The following is a 16,876-nucleotide window of genomic DNA, read 5'->3' as shown; positions in this document are numbered from 1 at the left end:
ACGCGCGATGCTGCGGCGTTCCCTATTCCCCGTTCCCTGTTCCCGCTGCTGCCGGCACCGCCGGCAGGCTCGCCATATCCCAGCGCGGCGTCACCCGCACCGCCGCATCGCCGTGCTGGCCGGCCTGCAGGCGCAGCGCGCCGGCGAACGCGATCATCGCGCCGTTGTCGGTGCAGAACACGGGACGCGGGAAGCTGACGCGGCCGCCACGCTTTTCGGCCATCGCCCGCAGTTTCGCGCGCAGGCGCTGGTTGGCGCCGACGCCGCCGGCGATCACCAGGGTGTCGAAGCCGGTGGCGTCCAGCGCGCGTTCGCACTTGATCGCGAGCGTGTCGACCACCGCATCCTCGAAGGCGCGGGCGATGTCGGCGCGGGTCTGCGCGCTCCGGTCGCTGTCGCGCCAGGCCAGCAGCACCTGCGTCTTCAGCCCGCTGAAGCTGAAATCCAGCCCCGGGCGATCGGTCATCGGCCGGGCGAACTTGAACACACCCGCGCGCCCCTGCTCGGCCAGTGCCGCCAGCTGCGGACCGCCCGGATACGGCAGGTCCATCAATTTGGCGGTCTTGTCGAAGGCCTCGCCGGCGGCATCGTCGAGCGTCTCGCCCAGCAGGCGATAGCGGCCGATCGCATCGACCGCGACCAGCTGGGTGTGGCCGCCCGAGACCAGCAGCGCGACGAACGGTGGCTGCGTGCTCGCGTCCTCCATCAGCGGCGCGAGCAGGTGGCCTTCCATGTGGTGGACGCCGATCGCCGGCACGTCCAGCGCCCAGGCCAGCGACCGCGCCACGCCGGCGCCGACCAGCAGCGCACCAACCAGGCCCGGGCCGGCGGTGTAGGCCACGCCGTCGATGTCGGCGACGGACAGGCCGCTCTCGGCCAGGGTCTGGCGGATCAGCGGCAGCAGCTTGCGCACGTGGTCGCGGCTGGCCAGTTCCGGCACCACCCCGCCGTACTGCGCATGCAGGGCGATCTGGCTGTAGACGGCATGCGCGCGCAGGCCGGCTTCGCCGCCGCCCATGCCGGTGCTGTAGACGGCGACACCGGTTTCGTCGCAGCTGGTTTCGATGCCAAGGACGTTCATGGGGGGAAGAGCGTGAACGGGGAGCGGGGAACGGGGGACGGGGAGCGGGGAACTAAAGCGAGGTATCCGAGGGCCTGTGGGCCCTCGGAATATGGGGGTGCCGCCAGTCGCGAACCAATGCCGCGGGAAATGGCCCGGGGTCTCGTCCGGGAAACCTCGTTCCCCGCTTCCGGGTTCCCTGTTCCCCGTTCCCGCTGCTGCCCGCTTGCACCCACCTGCGGGGCGCCGCTATCATACGCGGCTCTTCCGGCCTGCCCGCCCATTCCGGGTGCGCGAACCGGGTCGGTCCCTCAACGAGATTACGTATGCCCAGCGTCAAAGTCCGCGAAAACGAGCCCTTCGAGTTTGCGCTCCGCCGCTTCAAGCGCACCTGCGAAAAGGCCGGTGTCCTGGCCGAGACCCGCAAGCGCGAGTTCTACGAGAAGCCGACGCAGGAACGCAAGCGCAAGGCTGCCGCCGCGGTGAAGCGCCAGGCGCGCCGCACCTCGCGCGACGTCACCAAGCGTCAGCGCCTGTACTGATTGCCCGGCGGGCAGGCCCTTTCGGCCCTGCCGCGCTGCAATCACGCAGAAGCCGGCCGCGCATTGCGCCGCCGGCTTTTTGCATTTCCAGAGCCGGGAATCGGGAATGGAGAATCGGGAATCGCCGCAAGCCCGTCCAGCAACCGACCCAGCCCTTACGATTCCCTATTCCCCACTCCCGATTCCCGGCCATGAATCTCAAGCAACGCCTCACCGACGACATGAAGGCCGCCATGAAGGCCGGCGACAAGGACACCCTCGGCGTGATCCGCCTGATCAACGCCGCGATCAAGCAGCGGGAAGTCGACGAACGCATCGAACTGGACGACGCCGGCGTGATCGCGGTGCTGGAGAAGGCGGTCAAGCAGCGCAAGGACTCGATCTCCCAGTACGAATCGGCCGGCCGCGAGGACCTCGCCGGCGTCGAACGCGCCGAAATGGCCGTGATCGAGCGCTACCTGCCGGAAAAGATGGGCGAAGCCGAAGTGCTGGCCGCGATCGACGCCGCCATCGCCGAAACCGGCGCGAAGGGCCCGGCCGACATGGGCAAGCTGATGGGCGTGCTCAAGCCGAAGCTGGCCGGCCAGGCCGACATGGGCCAGGTCTCGGCCCTGGTGAAGCAGCGCCTCGCCGGCTGACGGTCGCAACGCGTGTTGCGTCGGCTGTTGTCGGGCCTGTTCCGCCGTAGCATCCCGGTCGAGGACCGGGTCTGGATCGACGCGGACGCCCGCACGCGCGGCCTCCGCGCCCAGATCGAACGCAGCCTGCAGCAGCGCACCGCGGTGCTGCTGCTGGTGCGCTCGCAGACCGACCGCGAGGACCTGGCCCGCGACCTCGCAGCGCACGCGCCCCGGATCGGCGGCGACCGTTTCGCCGCCCCCGACCTGCAGCGCCACCTGCGCACGCCGGGTGCCCTGGGCGTGGCCTGCGCCGACGACCTGCGCCCGCTCGCCGCGCTGCCCGGCACCCCGCCCGCCCTCGACATCCACGTGCTGGGCCGCGGCGCCCGCCGCAGCGAGGACGCCGCCCTGATCGCGCTACTGGCCGCCTGGGCCCCGGCGCGGATCGTCTTCCATCCTTCGCTCGACGACGCCCTGCTGCGCCCGCACGCCGGCCGGCTGCAGCCCTTGCTGGAAAAGCTCGGCCTGCGCCGCGACGAACCGATCACCAGCCCCCTGCTCACCCGCGCCATCGGGCGCGCGCAACGGCCCTGACATGACTGCGACTGCTCCGATCGCCACGAACCGCCCCGGCGTCACCCTGCGCCCCGCCACGCGCGAGGACGTGCCGCTGATCCTCGCCCTGATCCGCGAACTGGCCGAGTACGAGCGCGAACCCGACGCCGTGCAGGCGGATGAGGCCACGCTCGCCGCCAACCTGTTCGGCGCGCGGCCCGGCGCCGAAGTCGTGATCGCCGACGCCGACGGCGAGCCCGCCGGTTTCGCCCTGTTCTTCCACAACTTCTCGACCTGGCTGGGCCGGCGCGGGCTGTACCTGGAAGACCTGTTCGTGCGCCCACGCTTCCGCGGCCTCGGCGTCGGCCAGGTGCTGATGGCCTATCTCGCCCGGCTCGCGGTCGAACGCGATTGCGGCCGCTTCGAGTGGTCCGTGCTGGACTGGAACACGCCGGCCATCGACTTCTACCGGCGCCTGGGCGCGGTGCCGATGGACGAATGGACGGTGCAACGCATGACCGGCGACGCGCTGCATGCGCTCGCGGCGAGCTTCGACGCGCCACGCGGCTGAGCGCTCGCGTAGCATCGCCCTGCCATGGCGCGCATTCCCGACGCTTTCATCGATGACCGCGCCGCTGCAGCTCCCGCTCGCAGCGGTCCGCGCCGCGCCGCCGCGCGCCGATCGGGTCGGCGTGCCATGACCTTGCCGCGGAGTCGCTGAGAAGATGGCGCGCATCCCCGACGCCTTCATCGACGATCTGCTCGCACGATCCGACATCGTCGAGATCATCGGCGCGCGCATCCCGCTGAAGCGCCAGGGCAAGGAGTATTCGGCGCGCTGCCCGTTCCACGACGAGCGCTCGCCCTCGTTCACCGTCTCGCCGACCAAGCAGTTCTATCACTGCTTCGGTTGCGGCGCGCACGGCACGGCGATCTCGTTCCTGATGAACTACGAGCGCCTGGAATTCCTCGATGCGGTCGAGGAACTGGCCAAGCGGCTCGGCGTCGAAGTGCCGCGCGACACGCAGCAGCGCAACGCGAATCCGGACACCAACGATCTCTACGGCGCGGTCGAAGCCGCGGCGAAATTCTTCCGCAAGCAACTGGGCGGCAGCGCGAAGGCGCAGGCCTATCTCGACGGCCGCGATGTCAGCGCCGCGATCCGCGAGCAGTTCATGATCGGCTACGCGCCCGACGGCTTTTCCGCGTTGAAGGATGCGCTGGGCGGCGACGAGCGCCGCATGCGCCTGCTCGAGCGCGCCGGCCTGTTCTCGAAGAACGAGCGCGGCCACGTCTACGACAAGTTCCGCGACCGGGTGATGTTCCCGATCTTCGACCGGCGCGGCCGCGTGATCGCCTTCGGCGGCCGCGTGCTGGAGAAGGACGACTCGCCCAAGTACCTCAATTCGCCGGAGACGCCGCTGTTCCACAAGGGCCGCGAGCTGTACGGCCTGTGGCAGGTGCGCCAGGCGAACCAGAAGATCGAGCGCCTGCTCGTGGTCGAGGGCTACATGGACGTGGTCGCGCTGTTCCAGCACGGCGTCACGCAGGCCGTGGCCACGCTCGGCACCGCGACCACGCCGGACCACGCCGAGCTGCTGTTCCGCAACGCACCCGACGTGTTCTTCTGCTTCGACGGCGACCGCGCCGGCCGCAGCGCCGCGTGGAAGGCGGTGGAATCGGTGCTGCCGCGCATGAAGGACGGGCGCCAGGCGTTCTTCCTGTTCCTGCCCGAGGGCGAGGATCCCGACACGCTCGTGCGCAGCGAAGGCCGCGACGGTTTCGAGGCGCGCCTGCGCAATGCGACGCCGCTGTCGCAGTTCTTCTTCGATTCGCTCGGCGCCGACGTCAACCTCGCCACGCTCGAAGGCAAGGGCCGCCTGGCCGAACGCGCCAAGCCGCTGCTCGCGCAGATTCCCGACGGCGCCTTCGGCGACCTGATGAAGCAGCGCCTGACCGAACTCACCGGCGTGGGCGCGCGCGCGGCCGCGCCGGAAACGCACGTGCCCGCGCAGCGCGCCAACGCGCGCATGCCCGCGCCGCAGGCGAACAAGCCCTCGCTGGTGCGCACCGCGATCACCCTGCTGCTGCAACAACCCGCCGTCGCACTCGCGGTGCCGTCGTCGCTGCACTTCGCCTCGCTCGAGCAGCCGGGCATCGACCTGCTGGTGGAGATGATCGAGCTGGTGCAGCAGCGTCCGGACATCTCCACCGGGCTGATCCTCGAACACTTCGCCGACCGCGCCGAAGCGGGTGCGTTGACGAAGCTGGCGATGACCCGCGGCGTGGAATCCACCGCAGTCACCGCGGCCGACGCGCGCCTGTTCGAGGACGAGGAAAAGCATCGCCAGAGCTTCGTCGACAACATCGCCCGCCTGGAGGCCCAGGCGCTCCAGCAACGCATCGACAATCTGCAAAGCCGTCGCCGCGAACTGGTCGAAGCCGAATTGCAGGAGTTGCGCGAACTGTTGATGCTGCGCGCGCAGAACGTGCGTTGACGAATCCGCTGCCGGATGCGCACTCCACACACGCCGGGAGAGGTCCGAAGGATGCCGACGGCTTTTCCCTCTTCCCGGGTGTGCCGGCGAGCTGTTGCCCCTGATCGCGGCAAAAGCAACAGCCAACAGCAACTCACTGCGCTCGCCGCCCCTCATCTGCCCTTCGGGCATCTTCTCCCAGCAAGCGGGGAGAAGAGGAAGAAGGAACGCAGCACGCGGTGGCTCAGCGCGCAGCCCGGGTGAGCGCAGCGCACCCGGGATCGCGGCAACCGTAACTCGCCACAGAGGCGAAAGCCTTTGATCCTGTTCTTGCTTCGACGCTTCGACGCTTCGACGCTTCGACGCTTTAACGCTTTAACGCTTTAACGCTTTAACGCTTCAAAGCAAAGTCACTGGATCCCCGCCTTCGCGGGGATGACGAGCGAGAAGCTTCAAGGAGAGTCACTGCATCCCCCGCCTTCGCGGGGATGACGAGCGAGGAGCTTCAACGCAGAGTCACTGCATCCCCGCCTTCGCGGGATGACACCCGCGTCCGTCAGCCCTGCGCTTGCGGTTCCCGTCCCCGCAGGCGGATATGCCGATCGGCCTGGTGCGCCTCCTTCAAGCGCCGCGCATGCGCCGCAAGCAGGTCGCCGCGGGTGAGGATGCCCTGCAGCGGATGCGGGGCGGTTTCGCCGACCACGATCAGGCGGCCGATGTCGTTGGCGACCATGTGGTCGGCGGCTTCGCGCAGCGAATGGTGGCCGTGCACCACGACCGGTTCGCGCAGCCCCATGTCGCCGATGCGGCGGATGTTGGGGTGCGCCGGATCGAGCAGCGCGCGCCGCGTCACCACGCCGCGCACGCGACCGCTGTCGTCGATCACCGGATAACCCTGGTGTTGCGCTTCGGCCTTGCCCGAGTGCATCCACGCGCGCACGTCGCCGAGCGCATCGGAGGTGCGCAGCGAGATCACCTCGCGCGTGCATGCGTCGCGCACCAGCACCTGTTCGAGGAAGTCGGCCGCGTATTCGCTCGGCACGCGCACACCGCGGCGCGCGATCTTCTCGGTCATGATCGTGTTGCGCATCGACAGCGCCGAGATCAGGTATGCGGCGGTGCAGCCGCCGAGCAGCGGCAACAGGCCCGCGCTCTGGTGCGTGGTCTCGAACGCGAACACCACCGATGCCAGCAGCGCGCGCGAGGCACCGGCGAAGATTGCCGCCATGCCGACCAGGCCGGCGATGCGCGGATCCACGCCCAGCTGCGGCGCGATCGCGACGATGCCCACGCCGACGATCGCGCCCAGCGCGCCGCCGATGGTGAACAGCGGCGCCAGCGTGCCGCCCGACGTGCCGCTGCCCAGCGCGATCGACCACGAGAGAAATTTCATCGCGCACAGGAACACGAGCGCGCCCAGCGCGAGATGCCCGCCGATGATGTCGACGATGTTGTTGTAGCCCACGCCCAGCGTCGCCGGTGCGACGTAACCGACCAGGCCGACCACGACGCCGCCCAGCGCCGGCCACCACATCCAGTGGATCGGCAGCTTCTCGAACGCGTCCTCGATGCCGTAGACGATGCGCGTCACCCAGACGCTGACCAGGCCGATCAGGGCGCCGATCGCGACGTAGCAGGCAAGCGCGGCCAGTCCCGGCTCGGCGACATCGGGCATCGGGAACGCCGGCGCGGTGCCGGCCAGCGCGTAGCGCACGCCGGTGGCGGTGACCGCCGCGAGCGCGACCGGGATGAGCGAGCGCGGGCGCAGTTCGAACAGCAGCAGCTCCACCGCCAGCACCACCGCCGCGACCGGCGTGCCGAAGATCGCGGCCATGCCGCCGGCCGCGCCCGCGGCGAGCAGCACCTTGCGCTCGTTGCCGGTCACGTGCAGCAGCTGCCCGAGCAGCGAACCCAGCGCGCCGCCGGTGGCGATGATCGGGCCTTCGGCGCCGAACGGCCCGCCGGTGCCGATCGCGATCGCGGAGGACACCGGCTTGAGGAAGGTCATGCGCGGCGGGATGCGCGACTCGTTGAGCAGCACCTGCTCCATCGCTTCGGGAATGCCGTGGCCGCGGATCGCGCGCGAGCCCCAGCGCGCCATCGCGCCGACGATGAGGCCGCCGATCACCGGCAGCACGATCACCCACGCGCCCAGCGCGTGCTGCGCCGGCGAAGCCTCGTCGATCGAAAGTCGGCCGAAGAAGGCGAGATTGGTGACCAGCGCGATCAGCGCGACCAGCACTTGCGCGACCAGCGCGGCGACCACGCCCAGGGCGATCGCGAGTGCCGCGATGCGCAGGATCCGCGCATCCACGACGGTGGAGCGGCGCGGCATGCGCGCGGCATCGAGGCTGATGCCCAGCGAGGGCGCGACGGGCAGTGCGTCGGTGCTGCCTTCCTCGCGCAGCTCGGGATGCGGGGTCGCGGTGGTCATCGACGCTCCGGCGGAAAATGCGGGGCCGCCATGGTACGCGGCAGGCGCCGGAATTTCAGGTGCGCTGCGCACGAACCGGCGGAGTTCGCCAACCGTCGCGGCGTGGGGCGCGCATTCGCTCCATCCACCGCAGCGGTAGCCCGCGCGAAGCCGGCGCGTGCCGTGTGCGCGCATCGATGCGCATCGCCTCCATCGCGCAGGCCCGTTCATCGCCTTCCCCAGAACAGGGCCCACCACGCATTCCCACCGATTTCCGACATGTCCCGCCGGACGCTGCCGCGACCTCGTCTTCGCGATCGGACACACATGATCACGGACTCCACGAAATCTCCTGCGGCGCTGGCCAAGGTGCCCGAGATCACGCTGGGCTTCTGGGCCCTCAAGGTGCTGGCGACCACGCTGGGCGAAACCGGCGGCGACGCCGTCTCGATGTCGATGGGCCTGGGTTACCTGGTCGGCACCGGCCTGTTCATGGCGCTGTTCGTGCTCGCAATCGCCGCGCAGGTCGCCGCCCGGGGCTTCCACCCGTTGCGGTACTGGGGCGCGATCATCGCCTCGACCATGGTCGGCACCACGCTCGCCGACTTCGCCGACCGCTCGCTCGGGATCGGCTATCCCGGCGGTTCGCTGCTGCTGCTCGGGCTGCTGCTGGCCACGCTGGCGGCCTGGCACCGCGCGATCGGTTCCGTGGACGTGCGCTCGGTCGGCACGCCCGGCGGCGAATGCTTCTACTGGCTGACGATTCTGTTCTCGCAGACGCTGGGCACCGCGCTGGGCGACTGGACCGCGGATACCGCCGGACTGGGCTACGTCGGCGCGATGTTCGTGTTCGGCGGCTTGCTGCTGATGGTCACCGCGCTCTACGTCTGGAGCCGGATCCCGCGCACCGCGCTGTTCTGGACCGCCTTCATCCTCACCCGCCCGCTCGGCGCGGTCGTGGGGGATTTCCTCGACAAGCCGGTCGCGCAGGGCGGCCTCGCGCTGAGCCGCTACACCGCGACGCTGGTGTTGCTCGGGCTGATCGCCGTGGGCATCGCGCTGCTGCCGCAGCGGGCGGCCCGTTCGGCGCACTAGTCGCGCCGGCGCACGGCTGCGCGGCTAACCCCACACCTCGCCCATCACCCGCGCGAAATTGCGGCCGAGGATCTTCTCGATGCGCGCATCGCTGTGGCCGCGCGCCGACAGCATCGCGGCGAGCACCTCGAAGCGGTTGGGCACGTTGAGATCGGGCGGGAACAGCGTCAGGTGCGGATCGCGGTCCGCGGCGAAGATGCCGTCCTCGATCATGCCCCTGATCTGCTCGAGGTTGTCGCGGGTGAACTCGGGCGTGACCTCGATCGGCGAGATGCCCAGGTCGGTGCCGATGCCGACATGATCCTCGCCGCAAACGTCGATCGCGTGCTCGATGTGGCGGATCACGTCGGCCGCCATCTGCTGGCCCTGCGCGCGGATGTAGGGCCAGAAGATCATCCCGGCGACGCCGCCGCGATCGGCGAGCAGTTTCAGTTCGGCATCCCAGGCCAGGCGCGGCGCGTCGACGAGCGAACGGCAGCCGGTGTGGCCGATCAGCACCGGCGCCTTCGAGGCGAGGATGCCCTCGCGGATCGTGCGCGGCGAACCGTGCGCGAGATCGACGACGATGCGCTGCGCGTTGAGGCGTTCGACCACCTGGTGGCCGTAATTGCTGAGGCCCGCGTTGCCGGGTTCCATGCAGCCGTCGCCGACGAGGTTGCGGCGGTTGTGGGTGAGCTGGATCACGCGCACGCCCTGCTGGTGGAACTGCGCGATGCGGTCGAGGTCCTCGCCCAGCGATTCGGTGCCCTGGAAGGTGAGGATCACGCCGACGCGATGACTGTCGTGCGCCTGCTGCAGGTCGGCGCGATTGCGCACGAGCAGCATCGCGTCGGGATGCCGATCGATGCGCGCCTTCCAGTCGTCGATGCGCTGGCGCGTGGCGTGGTACGCGGCATCGTCGAACCAGAAGCGGCCCTGCGGTGCCGCGGTCATCATCACCGCGGTCAGGCCGCATTCGCGGATGTGCTGCAGCATCGCCGGTGCGGCCGGGTCGTCTTCGGGAACCATCAGGTAATCGACGCCGCCCAGTCCGTCGATCGCCATCGCCTGGCGGTACGGCGGCCAGCGCGGCGGCGCTGCCGCCAGACCCGGCACACCCGTGGCCGCGCTCATCGCGACCAGACCCGCACTCCCGAGAAAACGACGCCGAGTGATCATCCCGATACCTCCCGTGGCCCGCGCGCACTGTAGCGCGGTCGTGGCGAAGCGTTGCGTCGGGAGGCTGGGATTGGGTTCAACGGGGAAGGCCACGGGTTCAAGAAGAAGGCCAACAGCATCTACTACGGCGCAGCGACGATCCTGTTCTGGCAGCAGCACCTGCTGGGCGACGGCGAGCGGCAAGCCATTCCGGCTCCGCCACGACGAACGGCCCGTCGGTGCGGGCCGTTCGTTGTGCGGATTTGCCGCGCCGGCGGCACGGCGGCAAGATGCCGCGCACTACGGGCGGCGGAAGTCAGGCCATGCACACCGTGTACGTGATCGTCGGCGGGTTGATGCTGCTGGGGCTGTTCGTGCTGTTCGCCCGGGCCCTGTCCGATCCGAGGCAGACGCGGCGCCGGTGCCTGCTGCTCGCCTTCGTGCCGGTGTGGCTGGCCTGCGCGACCTGGAACCTGTGGGTCGGCGTGTCGCGGGCCGGCTACGGCCTCGGCGAGGAACTGCCCGTCTGCGTGGTCGTGTTCGCTGTTCCTGCCGCGCTCGCGTTGTGGCTCGCGCACCGCGCCGGCAAGGAGCACGCATGAATACCGGGGCCACGCTGCTGCGCGTGCGCGGCGCGCACGACGGCGACAAGGTGGGCATGGTCGAGCTGTTCTTCGACCTCGTCTTCGTCTTCGCGGTGACGCAGCTCTCGCACACCCTGCTCGCGGACCTGGATGTCGCCAACGCGCTGCGCGTGGCGCTGCTGCTGCTCGCGGTGTGGTGGGTGTGGATCTACACCTCGTGGGTCACCAACTGGCTCGATCCAGAACGCCTGCCGGTGCGCATCGCGCTGTTCGTGCTGATGCTGGCGGGGCTGCTGCTGTCGGTGTCGATCCCGCAGGCGTTCGGCGCCCGCGGGCTGGAGTTCGCCGGCGCGTACGCCTTCATGCAGGTCGGCCGCACGCTGTTCTTCCTGTGGGCGATCCGCGGCAGCGAGCGCGCGCGCGTGCGCAACTTCCAGCGCATCCTGGTGTGGCTGCTGCTGTCGGCGGTGTTCTGGATCGACGGCGGCTTCGCGCAGGGCGATGCGCGGCTGGCGTGGTGGACGACGGCATTGCTGATCGAAGTCGTCGCCGCGCTGGCGTACTTCTGGGTGCCGGGACTGGGCCGTTCGTCCACCACCGACTGGGACATCTCCGGCGCGCACCTGGCCGAGCGCTGCGCGCTGTTTGTGATCATCGCGCTGGGCGAATCGCTGCTGGTGACCGGCGCGACGTTCGCCGAACGCGCCTGGGATGCGGCGACCGTCACCGGGTTCCTCAGCGCCGTGGTCGGCAGCATCCTGATGTGGTGGATCTATTTCGACACGGGCGCGCAGCGCGCGGAGCACCGCATCACCCATTCGGACGATCCGGGCAAGCACGCGCGCCGCGCCTACACCTACCTGCATTCGCTCATCGTCGCCGGCATCATTGCCTGCGCCGTCGCCGACGAACTCGTGCTGGCGCATCCGCACCACGGCGAAACGGCGGCGCTGGTGGTGATCCTCGGCGGTCCCGCCTGCTATCTCGCCGGCACCGCGTTGTTCAAGTGGAGCACCAGCGAGCGGCGCGGGCCGCCGTTGTCGCACCTGGCCGGCCTGTTGCTGCTGGCGCTGCTGGCGTGGGCGACGTTCGCGCTGCACCTGTCGCCGCTCGCGGCCGGCGTCGCTGCCACCGCGGTGCTGGCGGTAGTGGCGACGTGGGAATCGCTGGCGCTGCGGCGCGCGTAGCGCCGCTCAGCCGGCCGGCGCGGTCTCGCAACGCGCGAACAGGTCGCGCGCGGGCTGATATTCCGGCGTGCGCACCTGCAGCAGTCCGAGCACCGAGGAGAACAGGTTGTCCTGGCTCACCGGTTCGGCCGCGTGCGCGCGCAGACACGCGGTGTCGACGCCGCGCGACGCGGCGAAGCGCGGCGACAGCCACACCAGCAGCGGCACGCGCGTCTGCGTTGCCGGCGCGATCGCGTACGGCACGCCGTGCAGATACAGGCCGCCCTCTCCCAGCGATTCGCCGTGGTCGGACAGGTAGATCAGCGCGGTGTCGCGATCGGCCTGCGCCTGCAGGAAGCCGATCGTGCGCGCGAGGAAGTCATCGGTGTACAGCACCGCGTTGTCGTAGGCATTGACGATCTGCTCGCGGCTGCAGCGATTGAGATCGGGCGTGTCGCAGGTCGGCGTGAAGCGGCGGAGCCGCGCGGGATAGCGCGCGTAGTACGCGGGCCCGTGGTTGCCGAGCTGATGCAGCACCACGACCTGGTCGCCCGGATGGGCGGCGATGCGATCGGCCAGGCCGTGCAGCATCGCTTCGTCGAGGCAACCCTCGGCGGTGCACGCGCCCGGCACGGCGCCGTGTTCGAACGACTCGAACGCGAGCCCCTCGCACACGCCCTTGCACCCCGTCTGGTTGTCGCGCCACAGCGTGGGGATACCGGCGTGCTCGAGCACATGCAGCAGCGACTCGGAATGCCTGATCCGGTCCTTGTCGTAACGCGCGCGGCCGTACATCGAGAACATGCACGGCAGCGAGACCTCGGTGGCCGAGCCGCAGGCGGTGACGTCACGGAAATTCACCGGTCCATCCGGCGCCTGCGCGAGCGAGGCGAGCTGCGGCGTGGTCTGGCGCGCATAGCCGTCCAGGCCCCAGTTCTGCGCGCGCACCGTCTCGCCGACGACGAGCACGAGCAGGCGCGGCCGCGCAGTTGCCGGGCGACCGATCACCTTCGCGTGCGTGCCGATCGGTTGCCGGGGCTGGTGGCGATCCCGGTTCGCGTCCTGCGCCACCTGCACCAGCGACACCAGGTAGTTGCCGGGCGTGACCAGGTAGCGCAGTTCGCGATGGTTGCGCATCAGCGCGGCGATGCCCTGGAAGGAGACGGCGAGCGAAGCGGCGGCAATGGCGATGGCGAGCAGAACCAGCGCCGCGCGCGTGGCCAGCGCACGCAACCACGGACGCGACGGCGCCAGACGCACGCGCCACACCAGCACCGAAGGCAACGCGCCGTACCACAGCAGCGAGGGCAATGCCGCCAGCGAAACCAGCTCGTGCGATTCCTTGCCGTCCGTATGCAGGATGTTGCGCAGCATGTCGGCGTCGAAATACACCGTGTACGCGGACGTGAAATAGGCCGCGGCGGCACTGGCCAGCAGCAGCACGATCAGCAGCGGCTTCGCCGTCCAGCGGTTGAACAGCACGCCGAACAACGCCGCATGCAACGCGGCGATGGCGACGAACAGACTCGTTGCCGTCAGCATCCCGCGCGCGCCGTGCAGCGCGCCCGTCGCCGCGACCGCGTGGAAGAAGGCGCGATTGCTGGCCAGCGCGAAATACATGCCGGCAGCGAGCGCCAGCGCCTCCACGCTCAGGACGGGACGCAGACGCAGCAGGCGCGCGCCTTCGCGGGCCAGGCGCGGGAAACGCCCGGCGGAGAGGATGGACACCGCACTCATGGATTCGATCGCGTGACGGGGGGCGCCGCCGCCGCGGGCATGGGCACTCCGGCCCGCCAGAACACGCGCTGCAGCAGCAGCGCGCACGTCCAGCAGATGGCGACGGCGGCCAGGTCGTGCGAGAGGAAGTGCGCACCGCGCAGTTGCTGCGTCACGCCGAACAGCAGGCCGGCACCGAGCCCGATGCCCAGGCCGAGCCAGCGCAGCCGCGGCTTCACCGCCTTCAGGAAGAAGTACAGCGCCAGCCAGGTGTAACCGCCGCCCGCGTGCCCGGCGGGGAAACACACACCGCGGCCCAGGCCCGCGGGGCGCGATTCGAACAGCCCCACGTAGGGACGCGCGCCGCCGTAGCGCACGAGATCCCAGGGGCAATCGACGTTCGACCACGACTTCACCCAGGCCACCAGCAGCGTCGACAGCGCCGTGGCCAGCAGCAGGTACGCCAGCGGCCGCCGCAGGTGGCGCCACTCCGGACGCGCGTGGGCGGCGAACAAGGCGATGCAGGCGGTCAGCCAGGCCGCAATACTGACGTCGCGACCGACCAGGTGGATCAGGTCCTGCGTCACCCAGGTGTGGCGCAGCGCCCACGCGTGGCCTTCCCAGGCATAGAGGCGATCGGCCAGCCACAGGTCGCCGCGCAGCGCGGTCCACAGCGCGAAGACGACGGCCAGCGCCAGCAGGGGCCACAGGTCACCCCGCACGCCGGGTAAGGCGCCTGCGCGGGCCAGGCGCTGCACGATCGGCGCCGCGGGGAGCATACGCACACCGGCGGGCGCAGCGCCCGGCGCCAGGGCCGGCATGGACAGGTCGGAAGCGGTGTGAGGCATGCGGCTCGCGCAGAACTTCGAAGTGCGGCGATGGTCGGCGCCGCGCTGTCGGAGAAGGGTCGGAGCGGCATTGCCAAGGCGTTAAGCGGCGTGCGCGCGTTCACGTTTCATCGCGGCCGCATCGGCGTCAGCCGTCTTCCCCGGTGCTATGGTCGCCTCGCTCCGACGGCGCTCCGACGCCGCCGGCGGCAGACTGGCCGGCCGGCATCGCGGAGCCGGTGCAAACAATGGAAGCCGACGCATGCGCGTGCTGGTGGTGGAGGACAACCGGAATCTGGTCGCAAACCTGTTCGAATACTTCGAGGCACGCGGCTACACGCTGGACGCCGCCCCGGACGGCCCCACCGGCCTGCACCTGGCCCTGACTCAGGACTACGACGCGATCGTGCTCGACTGGATGCTGCCGCGCATGGACGGTCGTGAGGTGCTCGGCGGCCTGCGCGCCGCGGGCCGTTCGACCCCGGTGCTGATGCTCACCGCGCGCGCCGAGCTCGACGACAAGGTCCAGGGCTTCCGCAGCGGCGCCGACGACTACCTCACCAAGCCGTTCGAACTGCCGGAACTGGAAGTGCGCCTGGAAGCGCTGGCCGCACGCGGTGCGGGCCGCGGCCAACGTGTCCTGCAGGTCGCCGACCTGCGCTACGACCTCACCACGCTCGAGGCCACACGCGCAGGTCGGGCGCTGCATCTGTATCCCGCGGGCCGCAAGCTGCTGGAACTGCTGATGCAGGCCAGCCCCGCCGCGGTGTCGCGCGAACGACTGGAACGCGCGCTGTGGGGCGACACGCCGCCCGACGGCGACATGCTGCGCTCGCATGTGTACGAGCTGCGCCGCAGTGTCGACGGCCCCTTCGCCACCAAGCTGATCCACACCCTGCCGCGCATCGGTTACCGCCTCGCCGCGAGCGACGCGGGCGATGGCACGGAGCCCGGCGAATGAGCCCCACCCCGCCCCGTCGGCTGCGCAGCCTGCGCAGTCGCATCCTGCTCGCGCTGTTCGGCTACGTCGTGCTGCTGTCGCTGGTGGTGATCGCGCAGGGCAACCTGGTGCACGAGCGCGCCGAACGGCTGGTATGGCGCACGATGCTCAATTCCGAGCTCGACCACGTCGTCGAGCGCCGGCGCGACGAACCCGGCTACCGCTGGACCGATACCAACACAATGTCCCTGCGCGACGGCAGCGACCCGAAGCTCCCGGCGCCGCTGCGCGCGATGGGCGCGGGCCTGCACGACGACGTGGAAATCGACGGACGCGATTACGCGGTCATGGCGCGCCGCGTCGACGGCCGCATGCTGCTGCTCCTGCTCGACGTCACCGACTTCGAGCAACGCGAGGTGCATACCGCGGTGAACGTCGTCTCGGTGGCGCTGGGCCTGATCGTGCTGCTGGGCCTGATCGTGGCGTGGATGGCCAATCGCCTGGTCGGCCCGCTCAGTCGCATGGCCCAGCAGATCGGCGGCCTGCGCCCCGACCTGCCGGCGCAACGCATCGACCTGCGCGATTCGGCCAGCGCGGAACTGCACGTGATCGCCGACGCGCTCAACGACTACCTGCAACGCAACGCGCACTTCGTCGAACGTGAGCGCGCCTTCATCGCCACCGCCAGCCACGAGTTGCGCACGCCGCTGGCGGTGATTGCCGGCTCGACCGAGATCGCCCTGCAGCAATCCGGCCTGCCGGCGCCCGCGCAGCAGCAGCTCGGTCGCATCCAGCGCACCACGCGTGATGTCGAGCAGCTGATTTCGCTGTTGCTGGTGCTGGCGAAGGACCCGGCGCGGCTGGCGCGGTCCAGCGAACCCGTCGCGCTCGACCGCCTGTTGCCCGGCATCGTCGACGACCATCGCTACCTCACCCGCGACAAGGCGCTGTCGATCACGCTGGCGCCGATGCCGCCGCTGGAAATCACCGCGCCGCTGCCGATCGTGCAGGCCGCGATCGGCAACCTGCTGCGCAACGCGATCGAACACAGCGACGGCGGCGAGATCCGCATCCGCGTGGAAGCCCCGGCGACCGTGGTGATCGAGGATCCGGGCCACGGCATGAGCCCGGAGGAAATCAGCGCGATCTACGCCCGCATGGCCCGCGGCGGCGAAGGCGACCGCGGCGGCGGCATCGGCCTGGAGCTGATCTCGCGCCTGTGCGAGCACCTCGGCTGGCGCCTGAGCATCGCGTCCAACGCGGGCAGCGGGACGACGACGACGTTGACGTTCGGGTAGCAAGGCCCTCTTGCCCGTCATCCCCGCGAAGGCGTGGATGCATGGACTGGCTTTGAAGCTTTGAAGCTTTGAAGCTTTGAAGCTTTGAAGCTTTGAAGCTTTGAAGCTTTGAAGCTTTGAAGCTTTGAAGCTTTGAAGCTTTGAAGCTTTGAAGCTTGACGCTTCTCGCTCGCCATCCCCGCGGAAGCGGGGATCCAGCGACTTTGCTTTTGCCCGTCAGCCTCGCGGCTTTCAACGGACGAATGTCCGGTCAGGCGGGAATCCAGCGACTTAGCTTTTCTCGCCATCCCCGCGAAGGCGGGGATCCATGGACTTGTCCTGAAGTCGTGAAGCTCCTCGCCCGTCATCCCCGCGGAAGCGGGGATCCAGCGCCTTTGCTTTTGCCCGCCATCCCCGCGGCTTTCAACGGACGAATGTCCAGTCAAGCGGGAGTCCAGTGACTTAGC

15 protein-coding genes are annotated in these 16,876 nt (G+C 69.8%); 10 read left to right on the top strand and 5 right to left on the bottom strand.

The genetic code is table 11. The annotated features are described in order from the left end of the window. Positions 1-22: 22 nt before the first annotated feature. Complete coding sequence (gene tsaD / locus ACFPN1_RS14670; RefSeq protein ID WP_386755910.1) at positions 23-1,081, bottom strand: tRNA (adenosine(37)-N6)-threonylcarbamoyltransferase complex transferase subunit TsaD; 1,059 nt, start codon at positions 1,079-1,081, stop codon at positions 23-25. Between the two features lie 305 nt (positions 1,082-1,386). Here tsaD and rpsU point away from each other — a divergent pair, with 305 nt between their 5' ends. The 5 genes from rpsU to dnaG all read left to right on the top strand — a co-directional run bounded on the left by rpsU (position 1,387) and on the right by dnaG (position 5,275). Further along, complete coding sequence (rpsU, locus tag ACFPN1_RS14665) at positions 1,387-1,602, top strand: 30S ribosomal protein S21 (RefSeq protein WP_036170822.1); 216 nt, start codon at positions 1,387-1,389, stop codon at positions 1,600-1,602. A 191-nt stretch (positions 1,603-1,793) separates the two neighbouring features. After that, on the top strand, positions 1,794-2,240 hold the full coding sequence (locus tag ACFPN1_RS14660; RefSeq protein ID WP_386755908.1) for a GatB/YqeY domain-containing protein: 447 nt from the start codon (positions 1,794-1,796) through the stop codon (positions 2,238-2,240). A gap of 12 nt (positions 2,241-2,252) precedes the next feature. Further along, positions 2,253-2,816, top strand: coding sequence for a hypothetical protein (locus ACFPN1_RS14655; RefSeq protein WP_386755907.1), 564 nt, complete (start codon positions 2,253-2,255; stop codon positions 2,814-2,816). A gap of 1 nt (position 2,817) precedes the next feature. Beyond that, positions 2,818-3,348: a GNAT family N-acetyltransferase gene (locus ACFPN1_RS14650; protein ID WP_386755906.1), complete on the top strand. Its 531-nt coding sequence runs from the start codon at positions 2,818-2,820 to the stop codon at positions 3,346-3,348. A 154-nt stretch (positions 3,349-3,502) separates the two neighbouring features. Then, entirely contained in the window at positions 3,503-5,275 is a 1,773-nt protein-coding gene (dnaG, locus tag ACFPN1_RS14645; protein ID WP_386755905.1) for a DNA primase, read from the top strand. 535 nt (positions 5,276-5,810) lie between these two features. Here the strand turns inward: dnaG and ACFPN1_RS14640 are convergent. Next, the gene (locus tag ACFPN1_RS14640; protein WP_386755904.1) at positions 5,811-7,688 is read right to left on the bottom strand and encodes a chloride channel protein; all 1,878 of its coding nucleotides are present in this window, start codon (positions 7,686-7,688) and stop codon (positions 5,811-5,813) included. 306 nt (positions 7,689-7,994) lie between these two features. Here ACFPN1_RS14640 and ACFPN1_RS14635 point away from each other — a divergent pair, with 306 nt between their 5' ends. Further along, positions 7,995-8,762 carry a COG4705 family protein gene (locus tag ACFPN1_RS14635; protein ID WP_386755903.1) on the top strand — a complete coding sequence of 256 codons (768 nt, stop codon included), beginning with the start codon at positions 7,995-7,997 and terminating at the stop codon, positions 8,760-8,762. Positions 8,763-8,786: 24 nt separating this feature from the next. Here the strand turns inward: ACFPN1_RS14635 and ACFPN1_RS14630 are convergent, their stop codons facing one another. Next, complete coding sequence (locus tag ACFPN1_RS14630; RefSeq protein WP_386755902.1) at positions 8,787-9,920, bottom strand: dipeptidase; 1,134 nt, start codon at positions 9,918-9,920, stop codon at positions 8,787-8,789. Between the two features lie 302 nt (positions 9,921-10,222). On the opposite strand from ACFPN1_RS14630, the gene ACFPN1_RS14625 reads away from it, so the two are divergent. Together ACFPN1_RS14625 and ACFPN1_RS14620 are read left to right on the top strand one after the other, a co-directional pair. Further along, positions 10,223-10,501, top strand: a complete 279-nt coding sequence (locus ACFPN1_RS14625) for a hypothetical protein (protein WP_386755901.1) — start codon at positions 10,223-10,225, stop codon at positions 10,499-10,501. Further along, positions 10,498-11,670, top strand: coding sequence for a low temperature requirement protein A (locus ACFPN1_RS14620; RefSeq protein WP_386755900.1), 1,173 nt, complete (start codon positions 10,498-10,500; stop codon positions 11,668-11,670). Before ACFPN1_RS14625 ends, ACFPN1_RS14620 begins: the two co-directional genes overlap by 4 nt. 6 nt (positions 11,671-11,676) lie before the next feature. On the opposite strand, the gene ACFPN1_RS14615 is transcribed toward ACFPN1_RS14620, so the two are convergent. Both ACFPN1_RS14615 and ACFPN1_RS14610 read right to left on the bottom strand, forming a co-directional pair. Then, a complete protein-coding gene (locus tag ACFPN1_RS14615) occupies positions 11,677-13,386 on the bottom strand; it encodes a phosphoethanolamine transferase (RefSeq protein ID WP_386755899.1) in 1,710 nt (569 codons plus the stop codon). After that, positions 13,383-14,213 carry a phosphatase PAP2 family protein gene (locus tag ACFPN1_RS14610; protein WP_386755898.1) on the bottom strand — a complete coding sequence of 277 codons (831 nt, stop codon included), beginning with the start codon at positions 14,211-14,213 and terminating at the stop codon, positions 13,383-13,385. The genes ACFPN1_RS14615 and ACFPN1_RS14610 overlap by 4 nt, the downstream gene beginning before the upstream one ends. A 241-nt stretch (positions 14,214-14,454) precedes the next feature. On the opposite strand from ACFPN1_RS14610, the gene ACFPN1_RS14605 reads away from it, so the two are divergent. Both ACFPN1_RS14605 and ACFPN1_RS14600 read left to right on the top strand, forming a co-directional pair. Then, positions 14,455-15,153, top strand: coding sequence for a response regulator transcription factor (locus tag ACFPN1_RS14605; RefSeq protein WP_386755897.1), 699 nt, complete (start codon positions 14,455-14,457; stop codon positions 15,151-15,153). Continuing rightward, the gene (locus ACFPN1_RS14600; protein WP_386755896.1) at positions 15,150-16,430 is read left to right on the top strand and encodes a sensor histidine kinase; all 1,281 of its coding nucleotides are present in this window, start codon (positions 15,150-15,152) and stop codon (positions 16,428-16,430) included. The genes ACFPN1_RS14605 and ACFPN1_RS14600 overlap by 4 nt, the downstream gene beginning before the upstream one ends. Positions 16,431-16,876: the final 446 nt, after the last annotated feature.

This window comes from Lysobacter yangpyeongensis (genome assembly GCF_042655745.1).
GTDB lineage: Bacteria > Pseudomonadota > Gammaproteobacteria > Xanthomonadales > Xanthomonadaceae > Agrilutibacter > Agrilutibacter yangpyeongensis.
Note: the sequence above shows the minus strand (reverse complement) of the source record. Positions and strands in the feature narration are given on the sequence as shown.

Bases quoted from the DNA above. Each gene is read 5' to 3' on its own strand.
- ACFPN1_RS14620 (WP_386755900.1), top strand. From the start codon at position 10,498: ATGAATACCGGGGCCACGCTGCTGCGCGTGCGCGGCGCGCACGACGGC.
- ACFPN1_RS14660 (WP_386755908.1), top strand. From the start codon at position 1,794: ATGAATCTCAAGCAACGCCTCACCGACGACATGAAGGCCGCCATGAAG.
- dnaG (WP_386755905.1), top strand. From the start codon at position 3,503: ATGGCGCGCATCCCCGACGCCTTCATCGACGATCTGCTCGCACGATCC.
- ACFPN1_RS14600 (WP_386755896.1), top strand. From the start codon at position 15,150: ATGAGCCCCACCCCGCCCCGTCGGCTGCGCAGCCTGCGCAGTCGCATC.
- ACFPN1_RS14610 (WP_386755898.1), bottom strand. From the start codon at position 14,213: ATGCCTCACACCGCTTCCGACCTGTCCATGCCGGCCCTGGCGCCGGGC.
- ACFPN1_RS14615 (WP_386755899.1), bottom strand. From the start codon at position 13,386: ATGAGTGCGGTGTCCATCCTCTCCGCCGGGCGTTTCCCGCGCCTGGCC.
- ACFPN1_RS14635 (WP_386755903.1), top strand. From the start codon at position 7,995: ATGATCACGGACTCCACGAAATCTCCTGCGGCGCTGGCCAAGGTGCCC.
- ACFPN1_RS14625 (WP_386755901.1), top strand. From the start codon at position 10,223: ATGCACACCGTGTACGTGATCGTCGGCGGGTTGATGCTGCTGGGGCTG.
- ACFPN1_RS14605 (WP_386755897.1), top strand. From the start codon at position 14,455: ATGCGCGTGCTGGTGGTGGAGGACAACCGGAATCTGGTCGCAAACCTG.
- tsaD (WP_386755910.1), bottom strand. From the start codon at position 1,081: ATGAACGTCCTTGGCATCGAAACCAGCTGCGACGAAACCGGTGTCGCC.
- ACFPN1_RS14650 (WP_386755906.1), top strand. From the start codon at position 2,818: ATGACTGCGACTGCTCCGATCGCCACGAACCGCCCCGGCGTCACCCTG.
- ACFPN1_RS14630 (WP_386755902.1), bottom strand. From the start codon at position 9,920: ATGATCACTCGGCGTCGTTTTCTCGGGAGTGCGGGTCTGGTCGCGATG.
- rpsU (WP_036170822.1), top strand. From the start codon at position 1,387: ATGCCCAGCGTCAAAGTCCGCGAAAACGAGCCCTTCGAGTTTGCGCTC.
- ACFPN1_RS14640 (WP_386755904.1), bottom strand. From the start codon at position 7,688: ATGACCACCGCGACCCCGCATCCCGAGCTGCGCGAGGAAGGCAGCACC.